General features: G+C 46.7%; 27 protein-coding genes. 19 read left to right on the top strand and 8 right to left on the bottom strand.

The features are described 5' to 3' along the window. Positions 1–16 precede the first annotated feature (16 nt). Together QUE64_RS08635 and QUE64_RS08630 are read right to left on the bottom strand one after the other, a co-directional pair. On the bottom strand, positions 17–1,402 hold the full coding sequence (locus tag QUE64_RS08635) for an NAD(P)/FAD-dependent oxidoreductase (RefSeq protein ID WP_286225346.1): 1,386 nt from the start codon (positions 1,400–1,402) through the stop codon (positions 17–19). Then, positions 1,399–1,974, bottom strand: a complete 576-nt coding sequence (locus QUE64_RS08630; protein WP_458574686.1) for a glutathione peroxidase — start codon at positions 1,972–1,974, stop codon at positions 1,399–1,401. The genes QUE64_RS08635 and QUE64_RS08630 overlap by 4 nt, the downstream gene beginning before the upstream one ends. A gap of 133 nt (positions 1,975–2,107) precedes the next feature. Here QUE64_RS08630 and rfaE2 point away from each other — a divergent pair, with 133 nt between their 5' ends. Beyond that, positions 2,108–2,605, top strand: coding sequence for a D-glycero-beta-D-manno-heptose 1-phosphate adenylyltransferase (gene rfaE2, locus QUE64_RS08625; RefSeq protein ID WP_286225345.1), 498 nt, complete (start codon positions 2,108–2,110; stop codon positions 2,603–2,605). On the opposite strand, the gene QUE64_RS08620 is transcribed toward rfaE2, so the two are convergent. Both QUE64_RS08620 and QUE64_RS08615 read right to left on the bottom strand, forming a co-directional pair. After that, positions 2,602–3,411 carry a type III pantothenate kinase gene (locus QUE64_RS08620; protein WP_286225344.1) on the bottom strand — a complete coding sequence of 270 codons (810 nt, stop codon included), beginning with the start codon at positions 3,409–3,411 and terminating at the stop codon, positions 2,602–2,604. The genes rfaE2 and QUE64_RS08620 overlap by 4 nt on opposite strands. Continuing rightward, positions 3,408–4,208 carry a biotin--[acetyl-CoA-carboxylase] ligase gene (locus QUE64_RS08615; protein WP_286225343.1) on the bottom strand — a complete coding sequence of 267 codons (801 nt, stop codon included), beginning with the start codon at positions 4,206–4,208 and terminating at the stop codon, positions 3,408–3,410. The genes QUE64_RS08620 and QUE64_RS08615 overlap by 4 nt, the downstream gene beginning before the upstream one ends. A 38-nt stretch (positions 4,209–4,246) precedes the next feature. Between QUE64_RS08615 and QUE64_RS08610 the strand changes: the two genes are divergently transcribed. From QUE64_RS08610 to QUE64_RS08575, 8 genes are all read left to right on the top strand, one after another. Further along, positions 4,247–5,371, top strand: a complete 1,125-nt coding sequence (locus QUE64_RS08610; RefSeq protein ID WP_286225342.1) for a VanZ family protein — start codon at positions 4,247–4,249, stop codon at positions 5,369–5,371. Positions 5,372–5,410: 39 nt separating this feature from the next. Next, positions 5,411–5,716, top strand: coding sequence for a (2Fe-2S) ferredoxin domain-containing protein (locus QUE64_RS08605; protein WP_108509177.1), 306 nt, complete (start codon positions 5,411–5,413; stop codon positions 5,714–5,716). 19 nt (positions 5,717–5,735) lie between these two features. Further along, positions 5,736–6,455: an alpha/beta hydrolase gene (locus QUE64_RS08600; RefSeq protein WP_286225341.1), complete on the top strand. Its 720-nt coding sequence runs from the start codon at positions 5,736–5,738 to the stop codon at positions 6,453–6,455. Then, the gene (locus QUE64_RS08595; RefSeq protein ID WP_286223630.1) at positions 6,452–6,727 is read left to right on the top strand and encodes an HP0495 family protein; all 276 of its coding nucleotides are present in this window, start codon (positions 6,452–6,454) and stop codon (positions 6,725–6,727) included. Before QUE64_RS08600 ends, QUE64_RS08595 begins: the two co-directional genes overlap by 4 nt. Positions 6,728–6,736: 9 nt before the next feature. Beyond that, positions 6,737–7,396 (top strand): lipoyl(octanoyl) transferase LipB, encoded by a 660-nt coding sequence (gene lipB / locus QUE64_RS08590; RefSeq protein ID WP_286225340.1) that lies wholly within the window; start codon positions 6,737–6,739, stop codon positions 7,394–7,396. Further along, positions 7,396–8,367, top strand: a complete 972-nt coding sequence (gene lipA, locus QUE64_RS08585) for a lipoyl synthase (protein ID WP_286225339.1) — start codon at positions 7,396–7,398, stop codon at positions 8,365–8,367. The genes lipB and lipA overlap by 1 nt, the downstream gene beginning before the upstream one ends. A gap of 103 nt (positions 8,368–8,470) precedes the next feature. Beyond that, entirely contained in the window at positions 8,471–8,932 is a 462-nt protein-coding gene (locus QUE64_RS08580) for a hypothetical protein (protein ID WP_286225337.1), read from the top strand. 7 nt (positions 8,933–8,939) lie between these two features. Beyond that, complete coding sequence (locus QUE64_RS08575) at positions 8,940–10,283, top strand: MFS transporter (protein ID WP_286225335.1); 1,344 nt, start codon at positions 8,940–8,942, stop codon at positions 10,281–10,283. A gap of 4 nt (positions 10,284–10,287) precedes the next feature. Here the strand turns inward: QUE64_RS08575 and QUE64_RS08570 are convergent, their stop codons facing one another. Further along, a complete protein-coding gene (locus QUE64_RS08570; RefSeq protein ID WP_286225334.1) occupies positions 10,288–10,545 on the bottom strand; it encodes an accessory factor UbiK family protein in 258 nt (85 codons plus the stop codon). 255 nt (positions 10,546–10,800) lie between these two features. Here QUE64_RS08570 and QUE64_RS08565 point away from each other — a divergent pair, with 255 nt between their 5' ends. From QUE64_RS08565 to ptsP, 8 genes are all read left to right on the top strand, one after another. Beyond that, positions 10,801–11,625: a TorF family putative porin gene (locus tag QUE64_RS08565; protein ID WP_286225333.1), complete on the top strand. Its 825-nt coding sequence runs from the start codon at positions 10,801–10,803 to the stop codon at positions 11,623–11,625. A 26-nt stretch (positions 11,626–11,651) separates the two neighbouring features. After that, on the top strand, positions 11,652–11,990 hold the full coding sequence (locus QUE64_RS08560) for a P-II family nitrogen regulator (protein WP_108509169.1): 339 nt from the start codon (positions 11,652–11,654) through the stop codon (positions 11,988–11,990). 10 nt (positions 11,991–12,000) lie between these two features. Continuing rightward, the gene (locus QUE64_RS08555) at positions 12,001–13,386 is read left to right on the top strand and encodes an ammonium transporter (protein ID WP_286225330.1); all 1,386 of its coding nucleotides are present in this window, start codon (positions 12,001–12,003) and stop codon (positions 13,384–13,386) included. Positions 13,387–13,584: 198 nt separating this feature from the next. Next, positions 13,585–14,883, top strand: a complete 1,299-nt coding sequence (gene gshA / locus QUE64_RS08550; RefSeq protein ID WP_286225329.1) for a glutamate--cysteine ligase — start codon at positions 13,585–13,587, stop codon at positions 14,881–14,883. Between the two features lie 8 nt (positions 14,884–14,891). After that, the gene (gshB, locus tag QUE64_RS08545; RefSeq protein WP_286225328.1) at positions 14,892–15,830 is read left to right on the top strand and encodes a glutathione synthase; all 939 of its coding nucleotides are present in this window, start codon (positions 14,892–14,894) and stop codon (positions 15,828–15,830) included. 1 nt (position 15,831) lies between these two features. Continuing rightward, positions 15,832–16,296, top strand: coding sequence for a PTS sugar transporter subunit IIA (locus QUE64_RS08540; RefSeq protein WP_286225327.1), 465 nt, complete (start codon positions 15,832–15,834; stop codon positions 16,294–16,296). Beyond that, positions 16,283–16,552, top strand: coding sequence for an HPr family phosphocarrier protein (locus QUE64_RS08535; protein WP_286225326.1), 270 nt, complete (start codon positions 16,283–16,285; stop codon positions 16,550–16,552). The genes QUE64_RS08540 and QUE64_RS08535 overlap by 14 nt, the downstream gene beginning before the upstream one ends. Positions 16,553–16,554: 2 nt before the next feature. Beyond that, positions 16,555–18,309, top strand: a complete 1,755-nt coding sequence (ptsP, locus tag QUE64_RS08530; protein ID WP_286225325.1) for a phosphoenolpyruvate--protein phosphotransferase — start codon at positions 16,555–16,557, stop codon at positions 18,307–18,309. On the opposite strand, the gene QUE64_RS08525 is transcribed toward ptsP, so the two are convergent. Genes QUE64_RS08525 through gpmA form a run of 3 tightly spaced genes read right to left on the bottom strand, consistent with a single transcriptional unit; the run spans position 18,306 to position 21,209 of the window. After that, positions 18,306–19,061: a HesA/MoeB/ThiF family protein gene (locus QUE64_RS08525; protein ID WP_286225324.1), complete on the bottom strand. Its 756-nt coding sequence runs from the start codon at positions 19,059–19,061 to the stop codon at positions 18,306–18,308. The genes ptsP and QUE64_RS08525 overlap by 4 nt on opposite strands. An 11-nt stretch (positions 19,062–19,072) precedes the next feature. After that, entirely contained in the window at positions 19,073–20,509 is a 1,437-nt protein-coding gene (locus QUE64_RS08520; protein WP_286225322.1) for a S41 family peptidase, read from the bottom strand. Between the two features lie 4 nt (positions 20,510–20,513). Continuing rightward, on the bottom strand, positions 20,514–21,209 hold the full coding sequence (gene gpmA / locus QUE64_RS08515) for a 2,3-diphosphoglycerate-dependent phosphoglycerate mutase (protein ID WP_286225321.1): 696 nt from the start codon (positions 21,207–21,209) through the stop codon (positions 20,514–20,516). Between the two features lie 22 nt (positions 21,210–21,231). Here gpmA and QUE64_RS08510 point away from each other — a divergent pair, with 22 nt between their 5' ends. After that, positions 21,232–21,648, top strand: coding sequence for a rhodanese-like domain-containing protein (locus QUE64_RS08510; RefSeq protein WP_286225319.1), 417 nt, complete (start codon positions 21,232–21,234; stop codon positions 21,646–21,648). Positions 21,649–21,658: 10 nt separating this feature from the next. Then, positions 21,659–21,913 carry a glutaredoxin 3 gene (gene grxC, locus QUE64_RS08505; protein WP_286223613.1) on the top strand — a complete coding sequence of 85 codons (255 nt, stop codon included), beginning with the start codon at positions 21,659–21,661 and terminating at the stop codon, positions 21,911–21,913. The last annotated feature ends 11 nt before the right edge of the window (positions 21,914–21,924 follow it).

Here is a 21,924-nt window from a genome sequence, read left to right as displayed (position 1 = left end):
AATACCAATCTTTATATTAGTTAGCCGATTGCAATGGCGGGCGCTTAAGCGGAGCATGGAGCGAGGCAACAAGGTCAGCCGCGACTAATTCTCCCGAGCGAAGACCGTCCTCATGAAAACCGTATCCAGTCCACGCGCCACAGAACCAAATTCCCGCTTTGCCTTGAATTAATGAAAGGTTCTTTTGTGCCGAAATCGCTTTGGCATCAAAAATTGGATGTGAATAGGCAATTTCTTTAAAAACAAATTCAGGTTTTGGTTCAACCAGAGGGTTAAGACTCACAATAATGGGTTCTTGACCCAATGCGGCTGGTAGTGGCTGTAGCTTATTGATGAGATAGTCCACACTGACCGATTGGATCTGATTTTTGGCGTAAGTGGTTTTATAGTTCCAGGCCGCCCAGCAGCGCTTGGTCTTCGGCAAAAGGCTGGCATCGCGGTGCAACACTGCACGATTTGCTTGATAGGGGATGGCCGCCAAAAGAGAGCGATCAAACTCGTCAATCCCATGGAGTAGTTTTAGGCTCTCATCACTATGGCAAGCCATGATGACTTCGTCAAAATAATGAATTCCCTGAGAGCTAATCAATTCAATGCGTTTATCTGGGCTTTGTGCGTCTGGCACATTCACTTTTTTGACTGACTCGCGAATTAACTTGAATCGCTCTGGATGCATAGCGTTGATTAGTCTTGCCACATACTCTTTCGATCCGCCCTTCACTGTTAGCCATTGGGGACGATTGTTGACCTGTAAGAGTCCATGGTTATGACAAAACCGCACCATCGTTTCGATCGGAAATTCGAGCATTTGTTGGGTGGGGCACGACCAGATCGCACCAATCATTGGTAAAAAATACCACTCCCGAAACGATTGACTAAAACCATGTTCATCCAGAAATGATGCGATTGATTGCAACTGATTTGGATCGGTGCTGTGCCCAGCGCTAACCTGCTTTGTTGCTAGCGCAGTTGCTAAGCGATTAAAACGTACGATATCAGCAACCATTCTCCAAAACGCTGGGCGAAGTAGATTCTTTCGTTGCCCAAATAAAGTACTCACGTTATCGCCCGACCATTCGAGGGAGCGATCAATGGAAACCGAAAAGGTCATTTCCGATAAGGCAATTGGAACCTGCAGCTCCTCGAATAAACGTGTTAGGCGGGGATAGGTTTTTCGGTTAAAGACTAAAAACCCAGTATCCACGGCGCACTTGATCGCACCATTACGACTTGGAACTTCGATATCAACCGTGTTACTGTGTCCACCAATATGAGATGCCTCCTCAAACAGCGTGACATGAACCCCTGCATTTTTTTGTAATGCATATGCGCAACCTAGGCCAGAAATACCAGCTCCAACAATTGCAATTTTTTTGGGGTAGGGATGAGAGGGAGCGTTCACGAGGCCTTAGACTTTAATAGTTTTTCAATTTCAGAAGTAATCGATTTGCTATCGGGTTTCGTCAGGCTATTAAAGGAATCCACAATATTACCGTCGCGATCAATCAGGTATTTGTAAAAATTCCACTTCGGCGTGGTGCCCGTTTTGGCAATCAACATCTTGAAGAGGGGATTCGCTTCTTTGCCACTAACAGAGCTTTTAGCAAACATCGGAAATTTTACATCGTAAGTATTTTTACAAAACTCAGCGATTTCTTTATTCGACCCCGGCTCCTGTTGCCCAAAATCATTTGATGGGAAGCCCAGAATTACAAAGCCACGATCTTTATAACGGGCATAAATTTTCTCAAGTGACTCATATTGGCTGGTAAAACCACAAAAACTAGCCGTATTCACGACCATGATGACCTTACCTTGGTATTGGCAAAGACTTTGAGGAATTTCATCCTGCAGCCTTGGAAAGGTATGTGACAGAGCGGGGCTGCACTTATTCGCCGATGGGTTGGCGTGGGCATCATTTGGACTTAGCATGGTCGTTGCACCAAATAGGGAAATCATGATTAACCATTTCATCAAGAATCCTCACTTTTAATCTAGAAACCTTGAAGTCTACCGTCTTCCGCCTTCTTTTGTGTTTTGGGGAAAATTACCCCTTTAATTCAGGATCAGACAGGGTTTTGGGTTGGAATCATCTAGAATTTGGCTTATGACAGAGCCAATCTTGAAGCCCCCTGCTTTTGAAGCAAAACTATGTGCCACTAGTGGGGATTTAGAGCAAAAGCTAAAGTCCTTGGCTCGTCCTATGGTTTTTACAAACGGCGTGTTCGATCTTTTGCACCGGGGGCATGTTAGTTACTTGGCGCAAGCCCGCCAGCTTGGCCGCAGTTTGGTCGTGGGCGTTAATTCAGATGTATCGGTGCGAATGTTGGGAAAAGGTTCTGATCGCCCGATTAATGGTCAAGAAGATCGAATGGCCCTCTTGGCGGCATTAGAAAGCGTTGATTTGGTAGTGTTATTTTCAGAGCAGACCCCTGTTGAGTTGATTCGTAAGATCCGTCCAGACATTTACGTCAAAGGCGGAGACTATGCAATTGAGACTTTAGAGGAGACGAAGGTTGTAAACGCATGGGGTGGAAAAGCATACGCGATCCCCTTTATTTATGAGCGCTCTACTACAAACCTACTTGGTAAGATTCGTTCTTAGTTCCTTGCGACTTGGGTATTGAGCCAAGCCCAGAGTCCTCGAAGTACCAAACCCGGCATTTTTTCTGCGGGGATTTGATTTTGAATCAGTCCTTCGAATAAGGTATTCGCATGACCACCATCAATCCATATACGGGTAACGGCTTGATGGCGCTCTTTAGCAAAATTGATTGCCTGTGTAATGGCTCCCAAATGGGCTAGCCGCGATCCTTCGTCAATCGCGCTTGCAGTATCTAATCCGATACCACTCGATGCTTGATCAAGACTCGCTACATTGAGACCAGCGGTATGTTGCAATAGGCTTTGGCGCATGAGTCCCAACCCCGGCAGAATCCAACCACCATAGTGCATTCCATTACCACCCAAAAAATCAATGGTTGTTGCGGTACCGGCACTAATCACTAAGGTGTTGTCATTGGATAGCTCTCGTGCAGCAATTAATGCAGCCCAGCGATCGGCACCCAGGGTGTGGGTGTTTTGGTATTGCGTCCGCAGAGATGGATATGATGAGTTTCCGAGTAGACGAAACTGGGGACAGTGTTGCCAGGGCTGAAGTAGCTCATTGATCTGTTGGACTGCAGATTCTGTCGCCACACTGCAAAGACCAATCGCACTTGGGGTTGGGATGGTATTGAGAATGTAGTGAGCCAGCTCATCACGGTGCTCTTTTGAGCCTAGTAACTTAGTATCAATCGCACCGGAGTGATCCCATAATTTTTTATCGCGCTCGACGGGATTGCGTTTGCTATTCACACTTGCCCACTTTAAGCGCGAGTTACCAATATCAATCAGTAAGAATGAGCTCATAGATGCTTTCTTAAAGAGACATCTCCGGCATAGATCGCCTTTAATTCGCTATTACCAGGCACTTGCAGTAAAAGTGCGCCCTCTTCATTAATGCCATGGGCAATGCCTGTTTGCTTAACTACGCCTGACTCCGAAATACTCACTGGTTGATCGCGATAGGCATCCCAAAAATCCCATTGCGAACGAAAAGGCGCAAATCCTTTTTTGGCAAAGAGTTCAAGATAGTCGCCCAGAGCGTTGAGAATGGCGAGCCAAACCAAATCAGCCTCTATTGGCATGTGCTTGTGATTGAGTTCTGAGAGAGCGCTAATCGGCAGTTGCGCAGCGCTCTCTAAGGATTTGGAATGGCTTAAGTTCATGCCGATCCCGATAATCATCCAGACTTGCTCATTTGGGTTGGAGCCCGACAGTTTTCCACCCTCAATTAGAATCCCACCTAATTTGCGTTCCTTGATCAAAAGGTCATTGGGCCACTTTAGTGAAAGACCGTGCTGACGCAGACTCATTTCATCAAGCCCAAGACTCTTGGAGATCCCCTGGATCACCGCGAGTCCGCAAACAAGACTTAGCCCATGCAGCGATTGTTGTGTTTGATCAAAGGGATAAGCGAGCGAAAACGATAAAGAAGCATTTGGCTCTGTAAACCAATGTCGCCCAGATCGCCCTTTACCCTTGGTTTGGTGTTTGGCCAAACGGGAGATGGGGTCGATGAGCGCCCCAGAGCGCCATCGCGCCATGAGATCGTCGTTGGTTGATTCAGTTTGAGCAACGCGCTCAAGAATGCAATTCCAGTTCATTTGTCTATTGTAGAAAGGTCTCGATAGAATGGGTACTTATGTCAGGCAAAGCCAAAAAAGACCTTACTCAAGAACCTACTGATACGCCAAGAGTGCCTCAGCGTATCCATTGGCCTTTGCAGGCAATGCCGCTGGCTCGGGCAATCGCCATCATTTATGTCTTGCTCATTGGCTATGGATGTTTAAACCCTTTTAATGTGGATTGGAAGTTTGGTTTGGATCCATTTGCGTGGTGGTCGGGCCCCCTGCCTAAATACATTACCTTATTTGATGTGACGATCAATGTCTTGGGATACATTCCCTTGGGCTTTATTTTGGTGTTCGCTCTTTATCCTCGCTGGCAAGGATTTCGAGCAATTGCCATTGCCTTAGTATTCAGCGCCCTTCTATCGGGTGCGATCGAGAGTGCACAAAGTTGGTTACCCACCCGAGTACCGACACAAATTGATTGGATCGCTAATTTAATGGGTGCCTTAATTGGTGCACTATTAGCTCAACCTTTAGGCCCACATTGGTTATCTGGAACTGCACTGCGTAAGCGCTTTGATTACTGGTTTGGTACACGTTGGTTAAGTGTTGCCCTATTCATTTTGTTTCCGTTCGCACAAATTTATCCCCAAAGTGCATGGTTAGGCATGGGCTTTTTAGGTCTAGGTATCAATCCGGTTGCAAGCTGGGGTTTGGATGGAATGCACCACACGATTTATGAGGCTTTAGTAACCGGCCTTAGTTGGTTTGGCGTTTGCCTATTCTTTTCTTTAGCACTTCGCAACAATATTCCTAAACTACCAATACTTGCAGGATTATTGGCGATCACGATCACGATCAAATCCTTATTTACATCTTTACAGTTTGGGTCGGAATTTGGCTTTGTGTGGTTAAGTGTGGGTGCAATTTGGGGGATGGTGCTCAGTAGTCTTCTGGCTAGTATTTTTATGCGCTGTTCAACTAGCATTCGGCTCATTGCCTGTATCAGCGCTTTAGTTGCTCTTATGATTTTAGTGAACTATTTCCCAGATAATCCCTACTTCACCATTAGCTTGCCTCGATGGAATCACAGCCGTTTAGCCCATCTCAACGATTTAATGCAATGGCTGTCTTGGCTGTGGTTGCCAGTGGCATTCATTTGGTTGATTCATTTCGCCCGACGCGCAAATCAGTGAGTTCGGCTAGAAGCGTCATCCATCGATATAATTTCTAGGATGAGCTATCAATACCACCTATTCTTTTGTTTAAATGAGCGGAGTAATGGCGATGATTGCTGTGCTCGGCACAATGCCCAAGCCTTGTTTGATTTCACTAAAAAACGAGTCAAAGAATTGGGACTCAACGGTGCAGGTAAGGTACGTGTGAATAAAGCAGGTTGTTTAGATCATTGTGCGAACGGCCCCGTTATGGTAGTTTATCCCCAGGGTGTGTGGTATTCGATGATCGATACCGAAGATGTAGAAGAAATTATCGACTCTCATTTGATGCAAGGTAAGCCTGTCGAACGTTTAATGATTTAATTGAGCGATTAGGCATGGCATGAACAGTCGGACCCAAACCATTACGATTTCTGGCCCAGTGGGCCAGATTCAGCTCTCGATTGATTTGCCAGAGAGCCTTAAACAAAATCCCCATACTGAGTTGCGAGGATTGGCCTTGATTGCTCACCCCCATCCCTTACTCGGTGGCACCATGGATAACAAGGTGGTGCAGACCTTAGCAAGAACGTTTAATCAGTTGGATTATGTATGCGTGAGACCAAATTTTCGGGGGGTTGGTTTATCAGAAGGCGTCCATGATGAGGGGCGTGGTGAGCTTGACGACCTGATTTGCATTAGTGATTGGATGCGCACGCCAGGAGCTTGGACTCAAAGCCTACCAAATGCTAATGAGCAGCTTTGGATTACCCAAGTCAATCAATTGCCATTGGTGCTAGCCGGTTTCTCCTTTGGTAGTTATGTGGGCACCCATTTGGTTCAAAAACTAGCTGAGCTTGGACGACCGGTAGAGCGCTTTGTCATGGTGGGTAGCGCAGCAGGCAAGTGGGAGCTGGCCGAACGTGTTCCCACCGATACGATTGTGATTCATGGGGAAAATGATGAGACCATTCCATTGAGTGCGGTATTTGATTGGACTCGTCCTCAAGAATTAACTGTGCATGTGGTACCAGGAGCCGATCATTTTTTTCATCGTAAGTTGCACTGCATACGCAATATTATTTTGTCTAACTGGTTGGGCTTTCCGAGAACATCATCATGAACACCAATACTCCTGCAGAGTCCCTGATTCAGTACCCTTGTGATTTTCCAATCAAGGTAATGGGTAAAGCAGCCCCCGAGTTTTTGCCAGCCGTGATTCATATTGCCAAGCAATTTGATCCGGATTTTCAGGAGACAAGCATTGAAGAGCGACCATCGCGTGATGGTAATTATCTGGGTCTAACCATTACAGTGCATGTAACCAGTCGTGAGCAGCTCGATGAAATCTATCGAACCCTATCCACCCATCCCTTGGTGAGCGTCGTACTCTAGTGAGTTGCTATGCAGGCTAGCCCAGTACAAATTCGGTTCTTGGGCATGGTGGGATACCAAGAAGCTTTTGAATCCATGCAACGGTTTACACAAGAGCGCTCTGCGACGACGATTGATGAAGTGTGGGTCTTGCAACATCCTCCGGTCTTTACCTTGGGCTTGGCTGGAGAGTCAAGTAATTTACATACTCCGATTGATTCTATTCCTCTTATTGAAGTTGATCGTGGCGGTGAGATTACCTATCACGGGCCAGGCCAAATCGTGATTTATTTATTACTTGATCTTAAGCGTAAGAAGCTCTATGTCAAAGAGCTGGTTTCGCGCATTGAGGAAGCGCTTATCCAGACCCTAATTGATTACAAGGTAATCACTGAGCGTAAGTCCGGTGCTCCTGGCATTTATCTTAGTGAGCAGCCTCAGGTATCACCGTCCCTTTGGGGTGCCAAGATTGCAGCCCTGGGGCTTAAAATTACTAAACAATGTAGTTACCACGGTCTAGCACTGAATATTGATATGGACTTATCACCCTTTGAGGCAATCCACCCCTGTGGCTATGAGGGCTTAAAAACGATTGATCTCAAGTCGCTTGGAATCAGCGAGAATATCGATACCGTTGCAGGAAATTTACTGAATCACCTACAACAGCAGTTGCAACTGGAACCTGTTTGATGAGCGATCTAAAAAAAGAATACGATCCCCTGCAAAAACAAAAATCGGCAGACAAGACTGCGCGGATTCCAATTAAGATCGTGCCTCTAGCCGAGACCTTAAAAAAGCCGGACTGGATTCGGGTGAAGGCCGCATCGAGTAGTTCGCGCTTTAATGAGATTAAACAGATTTTGCGTGAGAACCAGTTGGTCACTGTATGTGAAGAGGCAAGCTGTCCTAATATTGGTGAGTGTTTTGGTAAAGGCACAGCCACCTTTATGATCATGGGCGATAAATGTACGCGACGCTGCCCGTTCTGCGATGTGGGGCATGGCAGACCTGACCCCTTGGATACGCAAGAACCGATTAATCTCGCGAAGACAATAGCTGCACTCAAACTTTCCTACGTGGTGATTACAAGTGTTGATCGTGATGACCTGCGTGATGGCGGCGCACAGCATTTTGTCGATTGCATCCGACGAACCAAAGAGCTTTCACCGTCAACTCGTGTTGAGGTTTTGGTGCCTGATTTTCGGGGACGACTTGAGAAGGCTCTCGATATATTTGCTAGTGATCCACAAGGCTTGCCTGATGTCATGAACCATAACCTGGAAACCGTACCGCGCTTATATAAGCAAGCGAGACCAGGATCAGACTATCCACATTCATTAAAGCTATTGAAAGACTTCAAAGCACGCTTTCCACAGATACCGACTAAGAGTGGTTTGATGGTTGGATTGGGCGAAACCGATGAGGAGATCTTGGAGGTCATGCAGGATATGCGCGCGCATGATATTGATATGCTCACCATTGGTCAGTACCTTGCCCCCTCAAATCACCACTTACCAGTATTGCGGTATGTACACCCAGATACCTTTAAAGAGTTTGAGCAAAAAGCGTATGCGATGGGTTTTAGCCATGCAGCGGTTGGTGCGATGGTGCGCTCAAGTTATCACGCTGATCAACAAGCCCATGAGGCTGGCGTTGTATAGGGCAATACGCATATTTGGGCTAGCTACCCTTTGTACTCTCATCGTAGCGTGTAGCCCTCAATTTGATTGGCGTACCATTAAAAACGATGCTCAGGGTTATTCGGTGATGTTTCCGAGTAAGCCCCAACTAATTGAGCGCGACATTACCTATCAAACAACGTCTCTAAAGCAAACTCTGGAGTTCGCCAAAGTCGATGAGGATGTATTTGCGGTGATGACCACACAAATCCCAGCCACGATTGCGACTCAGGTTACACAGGTTGAGCAGATGTTAAAAAATACCCTGCTACGACAGGCAAACACAACCCAATTTAATCTGGTCAAAGATGCCACCAGCCGAATTGGCCCAGCGGGTCAAGCTAAACAAGTCACGCAAGACTATTATTTAAGTCTTCCTGAGAGTAAAAAGGTGATGCGGGTACGGTGGTTAATTAGACCGGCTGCCAATGATTTTGTGAACCTTTACCAAGTTAGCGTCATTCGCACGGGGCAGTCCAGTCAATTAGAGTCTCTCCTCAGTCAAGAAAACATCGCTATATTTTTTGATGAGTTTCGACCAAACTAAGCACTAAATGAGTCGGGCGCATTATTCCCATTGGTATGGCAGACCCAATGATCATCTAAAGCTACCCCTAGAGGGCAGCTTTGCATTGCGGATTTTCTTATGCTTTGCCATGGCCTACTTTATGTCGTATGCATTTCGTACGATCAATGTGGTGATCGCTCCAGATCTTGTGCGCGATCTCGAAATTAGCAACGCGGATTTAGGACTCTTGTCCTCAGCCTATTTTGTTGGCTTTGGAATGACACAAATTCCCTTGGGTTTGGCGCTAGATCGCTTTGGCCCACGGATTACTGAAGTTTGGGTGATGACCCTTGCTGTGATTGGAGCCATTATTTTTGCCTTGGCCGAGAACTTCAACACATTAGTGATTGCACGGGTCTTAATTGGAATGGGGGTGTCCGCCTGTCTAATGGCTGCATTCTCAGGATTTAGGGCTTGGTACGCGCCCTCTCAACAAGGACAATTAGCTTCAGCCATGTTGGTGTTTGGTACCAGTGGTGCCCTAGCAAGCACATGGCCAGTTCATCTGGTCACGCCTTATATCGGTTGGCGCGGAGTCTTTTTGGTACTTGCTGGCTTGTCATTTCTGGCAATCCTGATTCTGTACTTTGGTTTACCGGTACGAAAACAAAATCAGCAACATCAGCACACAAATCACGAAATACCCAGCGCACAAGCGAATTTATCGTGGCAAAGTTATCAGCCAATTCTGACCAATCCATTTTTCTGGCGCATCTTGCCACTGGGCACATTTTGTTATGGCGGATTTATTGCGATACAAACCTTATGGTTTGGCCCATGGCTCATTGAGGTGATGGAGTATCGCCCAAGCACTGCCGCACAAATCGTATTTGGATTTAACACCGTACTCCTCTTTGCCTATCTCTTTAATGCTTGGATCTTGCCAAAATTAGCCAAGCGCGGAGTTGATACGATGCGCTACATGACCTGGATGGTTGGCGCATCGATGATCATGCAGGCCTGCGCGTATTTTTGGCAAACGCCCTTGGTATGGATCTGGTGGTATTTATTTGCGATTACCTGCGCCTCGTTTGTGTTGGCGCAGAGCATTATTGTTTTGTATTTCCCGAAACACTATTCGGGAAGAGTCAGCACCACCTATAACTTAACACTCTTTATTGGCGCTTTTATTGTGCAATGGGGTATTGGTCATTTATTGGATTTGGGCATTGCTTTGGGTTGGAACAAAAGCAGCGCTTATGATTTGGCGCTAGCGGTATTTCTAGTGGTGCAGATTGCTGGCTTTATTTGGTTCTTGATTGCACCCAAATATTTTCCAGCCACCTTCTTTCGAGATGATGAAGCTGAAGATGAGGTCGTAAAGATCTAAATCATTACGACTTGTTTTCGAGGGCAGCTACTTTTGCTTCAAGCGCCTCTAATTTCTCACGAGTCTTAGCCAAGACCTTGGACTGAATATCAAACTCTTCGCGTGTAACCAAATCCATGCGCTGAAAACCCTGGGTCATCATGGCCCGGACATTTTTTTCAATGTCTTTGGCAGGTGAGTTACGAATCACCTCACCAATCTTGTTTTGCATATCGACCGCAATGGTCTGCATTTGCTCGAATAGTTGACTGGGTTTTTGCATAAGCGAATTGTAGGGCGAACCTAAAGACCTTGCATGCCCAAAGGTGGTGCACAAAATGACCCCAAATGATGCATTCATTTGGTGCAAAAGCCCAAAGAAACCCAGATATTCACCAAATTAAGCCCCAATTTAGTCAAATCCAAAGCCAAAAAATTAAATAAGTACCTGATTTAAAACAATATTTAATAACCTGGCACGCTTATTGCATGACTAAATGTGTAGTGCATTTTTTCATTCAACCAGAAGGGAGTATTTATGAACACTTTTAAGAAAACCACGCTCGCTTTAGCGATCTCTGCATTGGCAGGCGGTGCTATGGCGCAATCAGCACCAGCTGAAGAGAAGAGCCCAATCTCTGCAAACGTAACAATTACTAACGACTACAAGTATCGAGGAATTAGTCAAACCAATGGCCAACCTGCTATTCAAGGAGGATTTGATTATGCCCATGAGAGTGGCTTCTATATTGGAAACTGGAACTCAACCATCAGCTGGATTAATAATCAAGTGCCAACAGTTACAGCACCTGTCGAAATGGATTTTTATGCCGGATTTAAAAAGGAGCTGATTGCCCCAGGATTTGCCTCTGATTTTGGTGTGCTTCAGTATTACTACCCAAACAAGGGAACTTTTACATTTATTAATAATCCAAATACAACCGAGCTGTACGCAGCCCAGAACTTTACATTTGGGCCCGTAAGTGGATTTGTTAAATTTTCTTATGCTGTTACATCATTATTTGGAATTCCAAATAGTAGTGGATCGTTTTATCCCGACTTAACTGTGAACTATGACACGGGAATATGGGGATTAACAGCCAATGGTCATATTGGTTACCAATATATTGCTGGACAGCCAAATACAACTATCCCAGGATATCCTCAAACTCTAAATAATTTAAGTTACACAGACTGGAAATTGGGTGTAACTAAAGATTTTGGAGGCGGCTTGTCACTCTCAGCTTCCTATATCAGCACAAATGCGAATAGAGAATGGTTTACTGCTGGCGCTGGTACAAATGCACCAACAAACTGGGCTGGTCGTGGAAGCGCCGTTGTTGCCCTCACCAAAACCTTCTAATCCCCCTCACTATCTAGGAGATATGCATGAAAATGATTACCGCAATCATCAAGCCTTTCAAGCTTGACGAGGTGCGTGAGGCTCTCTCAGAAGTTGGGGTTTCAGGCATCACCGTTTCAGAGGTGAAAGGCTTTGGTCGACAAAAGGGTCACACCGAGTTGTATCGCGGTGCTGAGTATGTAGTTGATTTTTTACCCAAGGTTCGCATTGAAGCTGCGGTAGAAGACGGCATTCTCGATCGCGCCATTGAGGCGATTGAGAAATCAGCACGCACGGGCAAGATTGGTGATGGCAAGATTTTTGTCTCTTCAATCGAACATGTCGTTCGTATTCGTACCGGTGAAACCGGTACCTCAGCACTATAAGGGGTTAAACATGTTGAATTGGATAAAAAAAGTCCTAACGAGTGGCGCAGTGGCTCTAGCCATTGGCGTCACTGGTGTAGTGGCAACGTCTGCTGCATTGGCTGCTCCTGAGCCAATCGCTGCCGCCGCTGCAACTGCTGCAGCCGCTGCTCCAGAAGTAAAAGCGACTGTTGAAAAAGCAGATATTGCTTGGATGATGTTAAGTACCATCTTGGTCATCATGATGGTTGTTCCAGGCTTGGCCTTGTTTTATGGTGGCTTGGTCCGCAGCAAAAACATGCTCTCGGTCTTGATGCAGGTCATGACGGTGTTTTCATTGATTGCTATCTTGTGGGTGATCTATGGATACTCGTTAGCATTTGGTGGCGAAGGGCTATTTATTGGTGACTTTAGTAAGCTCTTTTTATCGGGCGTTACGATCGAGTCCTTATCGGATACTTTTACCGACACCTCTAAGATCCCTGAATTAATTTTTATTGCTTTTCAGGCAACCTTTGCCGGCATTACTGCCTGTCTGATTGTTGGCTCGTTTGCTGAGAGAATGAAATTTGCAGCAGTGCTTTTGTTCTGTGCAATCTGGTTCACCTTCGCCTACCTCCCAATCGCTCACATGGTTTGGGGCCCAGGAGGCTATCTGCTTGGTAAGGGCGATCTCGACTTTGCTGGCGGCACCGTGGTTCATATTAACGCTGGTATCGCAGGTTTAATTGGTGCCTACATGATTGGCAAGCGGATTGGTTACGGTAAAGATGCAATGACGCCGCATAGCCTGACCCTGACCATGGTTGGTGCATCACTTCTCTGGGTGGGCTGGTTTGGATTTAATGCGGGCTCAAACTTGGAAGCAAATGCAACCGCAACCTTGCCATTCATTAACACCTTGCTTGCTCCTGCTGCTGCAGTTTTGGCTTGGAATATCGCTGAGACTATGTTTAGAGGTAAGGCCTCGATGTTAGGTGCAGCATCTGGTGCGATTGCAGGATTGGTTGGTATTACTCCAGCTTGCGGCACAGTCGGTCCAATGGGCGCAATTGTGATTGGACTTGTTTGCGGATTCGTTTGTTTCTGGGGTGTGAGTGGTTTGAAGAAAATGCTCGGTGCGGATGACTCCTTAGACGTGTTCGGCGTTCACGGTGTAGGTGGCATCATTGGTGCGATCCTAACCGGAGTGTTCACGGCCCCAAGTCTGGGTGGAACAGGTGATGCGGATTTCTCAATCGCTAGTCAAGTATTGATCCAGGCTGAAGGTGTCGGTATCACTATTATCTGGAGCGCAATTATTTCTGTGATTGCGTACAAGATTGTTGATATCGTGATTGGTTTACGTGTGAACGAAGATCAAGAGCGTGAAGGTCTCGATCTTGTCTCGCACGGTGAGACCGCTTATTCAAAATAAGCATTCTGATGTAATGGGTTTGGTGGTTTTTAGTGATTCCAGCAAACCCAGACATCAAATAGTAGTTGGTAGTGTGGCATGGCAATAGTGATTTGTTGTTTTTTACCCCTCACTAGGCGGCACTGGTTGGTTGCCTAGTTTTTAAGCGCGGAATCGCAAGATTCCGCGTCTTTCTTTCAAAAAACTTACAATGCGGATATGGTCCCGCATCTTATTACCGCCTTAAGTGGCCCTCTCTTAGAGCTCGAGTCGAAAGTACTCGAAGCAACCCCAACGATTGAGCGCTGGTTTCGCTTGGAGTGGCAGGAGCATACTCCACCGTTTTATTGCTCGGTCGACCTGCGGAATTCTGGATTTAAGCTCTCTCCAGTTGATACCAATTTATTTCCGGGTGGGTTTAATAATCTATCTCCCGAAATGTTGCCTTTGGCCGTTCAGGCTGCGATGGCAGCGATTGAGAAAATCTGCCCAGAGGCCAAAAATTTATTGTTGATCCCTGAGCGGCATACTCGCAATACCTTCTATCTACAGAATATTGCTTGCTTATCATCGATTCTGCGCCAAGCGGGATTAAATGTTCGTTTGGGTACCCTATCGGACGATATTAAAAAACCAACCACCATCGAGTTGCCAGAGGGTGGCAAATTAGTTTTAGAGCCACTAACGCGCCTAGGTTTACGCAAGACCCGTTTGGGACTCAAGGATTTTGATCCTTGCTCTATTTTGCTTAACAATGATTTATCCGCGGGCATTCCGCCAATCCTCGAGAATGTGTACGAGCAGTACTTGCTCCCGGGGCTGCATGCCGGCTGGCCGATTCGTCGAAAGTCTAATCACTTTCAGGCGTATGAAGAGTTAGCGAAGAAATTTGCCAAACTAATCAATATTGATCCGTGGATGATTAATCCGTATTACGCCCGTTGTACGGGGATGGATTTTCATGAGCAAAAGGGTGAAGAGCAATTGCTCGCAGCCGTTGATCAAGTTCTTAAAAAGACTGCTAAGAAATACCGTGAGTACGGCATTAAAGATAAGCCCTATGTGGTTGTTAAGCCCGACGCTGGAACCTATGGAATGGGTGTGATGATTGCGCACGACCCCAATGATTTAAAGAACTTAAATCGCCGTGATCGCAATAAGATGAGCATCGTTAAAGAGGGTCTTGCGGTCAGTGACGTGATTGTTCAAGAAGGTGTTTATACCTTTGAGAAGGTTAATGAGGCCGTGGCCGAACCTGTGGTTTATATGATCGATCGTTATGTTATTGGGGGTTTTTATCGGGTTCATACCGACCGTGGACCCGATGAGAATTTGAATGCACCTGGCATGCATTTTGTGCCGCTCGCGTTTGAGCAAAACGCGATGCCCGATATGAGAGCAAAGCCAGGTAGCGCAGCACCAAACCGATTCTACTTATATGGCGTTGTAGCGCGTTTGGCTCTGCTGGCTGCATCACTTGAGCTTGAGCGCACCGATCCGGATGCCGAGGCCGCTTAAGTCTGGCCATGAAGTTTTTGTTTATTGCTGATCCACTCGATTCATTTAAGGTCGAGAAAGATAGCACTCTGGCCATGATGCGTGCCGCACAGGCTGCAGGGCATGCGATTTGGTATACCCAAAGCCATGACTTGGTTTGGGGACAAGGCAAGGCCAGAGCACGTTGCCAAACAATTGAACTTTTGGATGGTGAGCATTGGTATGCCCTGGGTTCATTTGAGGAGTATCCATTGGAGTACTTTTCAGCGGTCTTAATGCGCCAAGATCCACCATTCACGGTAGAGTATTTGACGAGCACCTGGATCCTATCGGCAGCTGTTTTACAAGGAGCGCGGGTATTTAACTCACCGGATGCAGTTCGCAATCATTCTGAAAAACTCTCGATCACGGAGTTCCCACAATTTATCCCCCCGAGTTTAGTGACGCGCGATATTCATGCGATCCGCGATTTTCATCGGCTGCATCACGACATTGTTATTAAGCCACTCGATGGTATGGGTGGCATGGGCGTATTTCGGGTGGGACCCGATGGCCTTAATTTAGGAAGCATTGTTGAAACCCTTGGTGAGAACGGCGCACGTACTCTAATGGCCCAACGTTACTTGCCCGAAATTACCTCGGGCGATAAGCGCGTTTTGCTCATTGGTGGTGAGGTCATGCCTTATGCTTTGGCGCGTATACCGCAGGGCTCAGAGATTCGCGGGAACTTAGCCGTTGGTGGCAAAGGTTTAGCCATGGCTCTGACCGCACGCGAAGAGGAAATTGCCAATCATTTAGCCCCTATTCTCGCTAAGCGCGGCTTGTTCTTGGTGGGCCTTGACATGATCGGCGGTTACTTGACCGAGATTAATGTGACAAGCCCCACCTGTTTTGTGGAAATCACTCAACAAACGAATTTGGATATTGCTCAAAAATGGCTTACATTGCTTCAAAAGGAGCTCATTTAAGGTGCCAGGAATCCTAATTGTTGCCCACACCCCTATTGCCGGGTCCATGCTTGGTTTTGTTGAGCATACTTATGGCAAGGTGCCGGTTCGTATGGCTGCAGTTGATATTCCTCCGCATGAAGACACCAAGATTAGTTTTGATCGCGTCTATGAAGCCGCCACCCAGGTCCAAAGTGAATATGGCATATTAGTTTTAACGGACGTTATGGGCGCTACCCCAGCGAATGTTGCCACTCGGCTTGCCAAATCTGGACTCTTTTCATGCAAGGTGATTGTGTTAGCTGGCGTGAACTTGCCAATGCTTATGCGGGCGATTTCTTATCGAGGTACCGGAGTTGAATCGGTTGCTCTTAAAGCCATGCAGGGTGGTCAAAATGGGATTATTCGTTTAGGAGCACCCTCTTCCATAACCGATGATGAACTTAAATTGAATCAGAATGCAGGAACGAGCGATGCCAAAACTTGATATTGAAATCATTAATAAGCTTGGCCTGCATGCACGCGCGTCCGCAAAATTATCGCAACTCGCTAGTCAGTACCCGTGCGAGGTATTTATGAGCAAGAATGGCCGACGCATTAATGCCAAAAGCATTATGGGTGTAATGATGCTTGCTGCTGGCATGGGTAGTACCGTTACGATCGAGACCGTTGGCGAGAAAGAAGACGAAGCCCTAAAGAAAATTTGTGAGTTGATTCAAGATCGATTTGGTGAGGGCGAGTAGGAATGACCTTTGCTCTTCACGGTATTGCCGTCTCTAAAGGTATTGCGATTGGTAAGGCCGTATTAATTTCGAGAGCCGCCCTTGAGGTTAGTCACTACCTGATTGAGCCTGGGACCGAAGAAGCCGAAGCTAATAAATTACTCGAAGCGTTTGATTGCGTGCGCCAAGAACTCAATACCCTTAAAGCCGCTTTACCCAAAGATGCTCCACAGGAGATGGCAGCATTTTTGGATGTTCATCAATTAATCCTCTCGGACCCAACCTTAGCTGAGAAGCCCTTAGCCTTGATTCGGCAAAAACGCCTAAATGCTGCTTGGGCTCTGACCACCGAGCTCAATGACTTGCTTGAGCTGTTTGCTGAAATGGATGATCCCTATTTAAAAGAACGTGGCAATGATATTCGGCAGGTCGCTGAGCGAGTCTTAAAGGCATTGCAGTCGCATAACCGTCAGACCGTGATTGGTGGCGAGGGCCTAATTACCGGACACTTTGAGGATGACATGATTGTGGTTGCGCATGATATTGCACCTCATGACATGTTGCGCTTTAAAGAGAATGCGCTGGGCGGATTTGTAACCGATTTAGGTGGCAAAACCTCTCACACCGCGATTGTGGCGCGTAGCTTAGAAATACCAGCAGTCGTAGGTATACGCCATGCCAGCGACATGATTGAGCACGGCGATTGGATTGTGATTGATGGGGACCGCGGCATTGTGGTGGTTGCTCCCGATGAGATGCTTCTGGCTCAGTATCGAAGTCTTCAGGCTGAAAAACGCCTGGAGTCTGAAAAGCTACAAGAGCTTAAGTACAGCCCAACCCGCACCAAAGATGGTGTTGAGATCGAGTTATTTGCCAATATTGAGTTACCAGAAGATGCAAAACATGCTCTGGAATTAGGTGCGGTTGGCATTGGATTATTTCGGTCTGAGTTCTTGTTTATGAACCAAGAACACGGTCTTCCGGATGAAGAGAAGCAATATCAGGAATACACCCGTGCGGTGGAGGCAATGTTTGGTTTGCCAGTGAATATTCGTACGATTGATATTGGCTCTGATAAAGCAGTCGCGGGAGCTGAAACTGGTACTACTGGAACATCTCCTCTGGGTTTGCGCGCCATTCGTTGGTCATTGTCTGAGCCCGAGATATTTTTAACTCAATTGCGCGCCATATTACGAGCATCCGCACATGGCCAAGTTCGACTGTTATTGCCAATGCTGGCCCATGCACAGGAGATTCATGAAAGTTTGCGGCTCATTGAAAAGGCTAAACAGCAATTACAAGAGCGGGGCAAGGCGTTTAATCCAGATATTCAGGTAGGAGCAATGATTGAGATTCCAGCCGCCGCCTTGATGATGCCGCTCTTTGTCAAACACTTTGATTATTTATCAATTGGTACCAATGATTTGATTCAGTACACCTTGGCGATTGATCGTGCCGATCATGCGGTTGCTCACCTATACGACCCATTAAATCCGGCAGTACTCAATTTAATTGCCGGAATTATTCGTGAGGCAAACCGAGCCAATGTGCCGATTGCAGTATGCGGCGAGATGGCGGGTGATCCTGCCTTGACAAAGCTCTTATTGGCGATGGGATTGACCGATTTCTCAATGCACTTTAGTCAGCTCTTATTGGTTAAGCGCGAGATCATGCAGGCCGATACCCGCAAGTTGAAGATGCATATTGATGAGTTACTGGCGGCTTACGAGCCAGTTGAGCAAAGCATTCTATTTAATCGACTAAATTCAATTCATTAGTGCGTGCCTGGTCCGCACACTGGACAAGCGTGATGGCGTGCGAGTTTAATTTCATCGATCTGGGTCGTGCGGGCATTCCAGATCAGCAAGCGCCCGATTAACGGCTCTCCAAAACCAATAATGACTTGCAGAGTTTGCGCCGCCTGAATAGTTCCAATAATGCCTACTAGAGGTGCAAAGACCCCCATGCTGGCACAGTTGGTTTCAACATAATTAGGATCTGGTGGGAAGACGCAGGCATAGCATGGTGAGTTTGGATCGCTAAAATCAAATACGCTCACCTGACCATCAAAGCGTAATGCGGCGCCTGAGACCAATACTTTTCCATGGGTAACGCATACCCGATTAATCAGGTGTCGGGTCGAAAAGTTATCAGTACAGTCAACCACCACATCAACATTACCAAGCAGCTCTTTGAGTAAGGGTTCATCAAGCCTTTTTTCAAGCGCTTCAACCTGACAGCTGGGATTTAAGCTTTTCAGAAAACGTTTGCCTGAGGCCACCTTACTCATGCCAATGCTATTGTCTTGGTGCATGATTTGACGCTGAAGGTTAGTAAGCTCGACATGATCATGGTCGATTAGAGTAATTCTTCCAATGCCAGCGGCAGCTAGATAAGGGGCGCACGCAGAGCCTAAACCACCAGCGCCAATGATCAGTACGTGGGAACTTAACAGGCGCTCTTGACCTACGATGTCAATTTCATCGAGAAGTAGATGACGCGAATAGCGAAGGAGTTGCTCGTCATTCATGAGCAACTCAATTACTCGAGTTTAGAAGCCGAGCGCTTGACAGTTTGACCGTTCAGAAAGGCAATGGCTTGTTGCAGCATGAAGTCATCATTGCTACCAAACTCAGGTGGGCGACGATTCTTTTCTTTCTCACGCTCCTCTGGCGTTTTCTTTGCATTGCGCTCTTCAATCAATTGCAATTCTTGCAGACGCCGTTTCTCGCGATCTTTGATCAATGCTTCTTCTGAGGATTGTTTATTACGCAAGTGCTTTTCGCTATCAATCTCTCGTGTAATTAATACATCTTCAGGGTCACCGTCCTTATTCTGATCCACCGGAATATCGGGTTTAATCCCAAATGCTTGGATTGAGCGACCATTGGGCGTGTAGTAATAAGCGGTAGTAATTTTGAGTGCCGAGTCGCTACTGAGTGGCCGAACAGTCTGCACGGATCCCTTACCAAAGGTGGTCTTTCCCAGAATAGTGGCACGTTTGTAATCTTGCAGTGCACCCGCAACGATTTCAGAGGCAGATGCGGAGTAGGCATTGACAAGCACGACCATTGGGATTTTCTTAAAAAGCGGCGGCACCTCATCGAGTGGATCATTCGATTCACTTAATTTATACATAGCGGGAACTGCATTAAATACTTGGCGCGAGTCTGGCGCTTGGCCTTTGGTTGAGACAATCACTGAGCCCGGAGGCAAGAAAGCGGCTGCAACACCGACTGCGCCTTGCAGTAGTCCACCACCGTTATTACGCAGATCTAATACCAACCCTTTTAAGCTCGGATCTTTAGCGGCAAGCTCTGCTAATTTCTTAGCAAGGTCTGGAACGGTGCGCTCTTGAAAGCTAGTAATGCGAACCCATGCAATATTGTTATCCACAATTTTTGCTCGAATCGACTGTACTTTGATCTCAGCGCGGGTGATGGTGACGGGAAAAGTGCGCTCTTCACTTTTTCTGAAAATCGTTAAGGTAATTTTGGTACCCGGCGTACCACGCATGGTTCGAACGGCTTTATCAAGCGACATGCCGCGTACTGGTTTATCGTCTAGGCGGGTAATGAGATCGCCTGCTTGAAGACCGGCTTTAGCAGCAGGAGAGCCTTCGATTGGATTAAGCACTTTTACTAAACCATCTTCAGAAGTAATTTCAATACCAAGGCCAGCAAACTTACCAGCGGTTTGCTCTTGCATTTCTGCAAAATCTTTTTTGTCGAGATAAGCGGAGTGCGGATCAAGACTGCTGACCATTCCTTTAACTGCATCGGTGAGTAATTGTTTGTCGTCAATGGGTTCGACATACTCACGCTTAATTTGCCCAAAGACATTCGAGAGCGTGCGTAACTCATCGAGCGGCAGGGTACTGGTACCCTGCTGCGCGGTCGCAGAGAACTGGATGGTTGCCGCAATTCCGGCAATCAAGCCAATACTAATTAGGACAATATTTCTAAATAACTGACGCATTTAGCTATTTTGCCTCTAAATAGAAATGTTGTATTGGACGAAGTTCATCGTCCAGTTCATAAATGAGGGGATTACCGTTAGGCACATTGACCTCCATGATCGCCTCATCTGATACCTGATCAATGTGCTTCATGAGGGCGCGGATGCTATTACCATGGGCGACCAGAATAACCCGTTTACCAAGTTTGAGAGCCGGAGCGATCGACTCATTCCAGAGGGGTAAAACACGACTGACGGTGTCTTTTAGGCACTCCCCATGGGGAATATCCTCATGATTAAGCTTGGTGTAGCGGGGGTCACTGGCGAGCTCAGCGCGCTGCTCTGGGCTTAATGGAGGCGGGGCGATGGCATAGGAGCGCCTCCAGATATGGACTTGCTCATCCCCAAATTTAGCTGCAGTCTCTGCCTTATTGAGCCCGGTCAGTGCACCGTAGTGCCGTTCGTTTAATCGCCAGCTATGGACCACAGGCACCCACATTAGATCCATGGCATCTTGGATGTTCCATAAGGTTCGGATGGCGCGCTTTAGAACCGAGGTATAGGCAATATCAAAGTCATAACCAGCATCCCTCAGAAGCTGGCCAGCCCGTTGGGATTGCTCAACGCCTGTTGGCGTTAGGTCAATATCGGCCCATCCAGTAAACCGATTCTCAAGATTCCAGGCGGATTGTCCGTGGCGGACTAGGATGAGTTGTTTCATAGATGCATTCTATAATCTGACAATGGACTTCTTAGCTCAAACAGACAACCTCGTACTGGCCGCCTTAATGATCATTTCGGGCACGGCTTTATTCATGCCAACATTATCAACCCTAATTAGTGGCAAGGGTCTAACCCCCACCGATGCGACCATTTGGATTAACCGTCGCAAGGCCAATGTGATCGATTTGCGGACCGAGGAAGATTTTAAATTAGGCCATTTGCCAAATGCCAAAAATATCGCCTTGGAGAGCTTAGGCGCTAGCTTGAAAACCATGAAAATCGATCAAAAATATCCTGTTGTGGTGATTGGTCGGGGCCCGGCTCATTCTCAGAAAGCAGCTAAAGAGCTTCGCAATCTTGGGTATACCGAAGTGGGTGTTTTAGAGGGCGGTATCAACGCTTGGCAAACCTCCGGGTTGCCGCTGATTAAATCCTAATGGGGAAGCGATGCCAGACGTTTTGATGTACAGCACCCGCGTTTGCCCTTACTGCGTGATGGCTGAGAAACTTTTACAAAAAAAGGGTGTTCAGAATTTACAAAAAATATTAATTGATGTCGATCCAGCCAAGCGAGAAGAAATGATGACTCGCACAGGTCGCAGGACTGTTCCACAAATTTATATCGGTGATCGTCATATTGGCGGTTACGATGATCTAGCAGCATTAGATCGTGCAGGCGGTCTTGATCCGCTTTTAGCCTAACCATTTCTAAT

The sequence above is a fragment of the Polynucleobacter sp. HIN7 genome (assembly GCF_030297595.1).
Taxonomy (GTDB): Bacteria; Pseudomonadota; Gammaproteobacteria; order Burkholderiales; family Burkholderiaceae; genus Polynucleobacter.
This window is presented reverse-complemented; position numbering and strand designations above follow the sequence as displayed.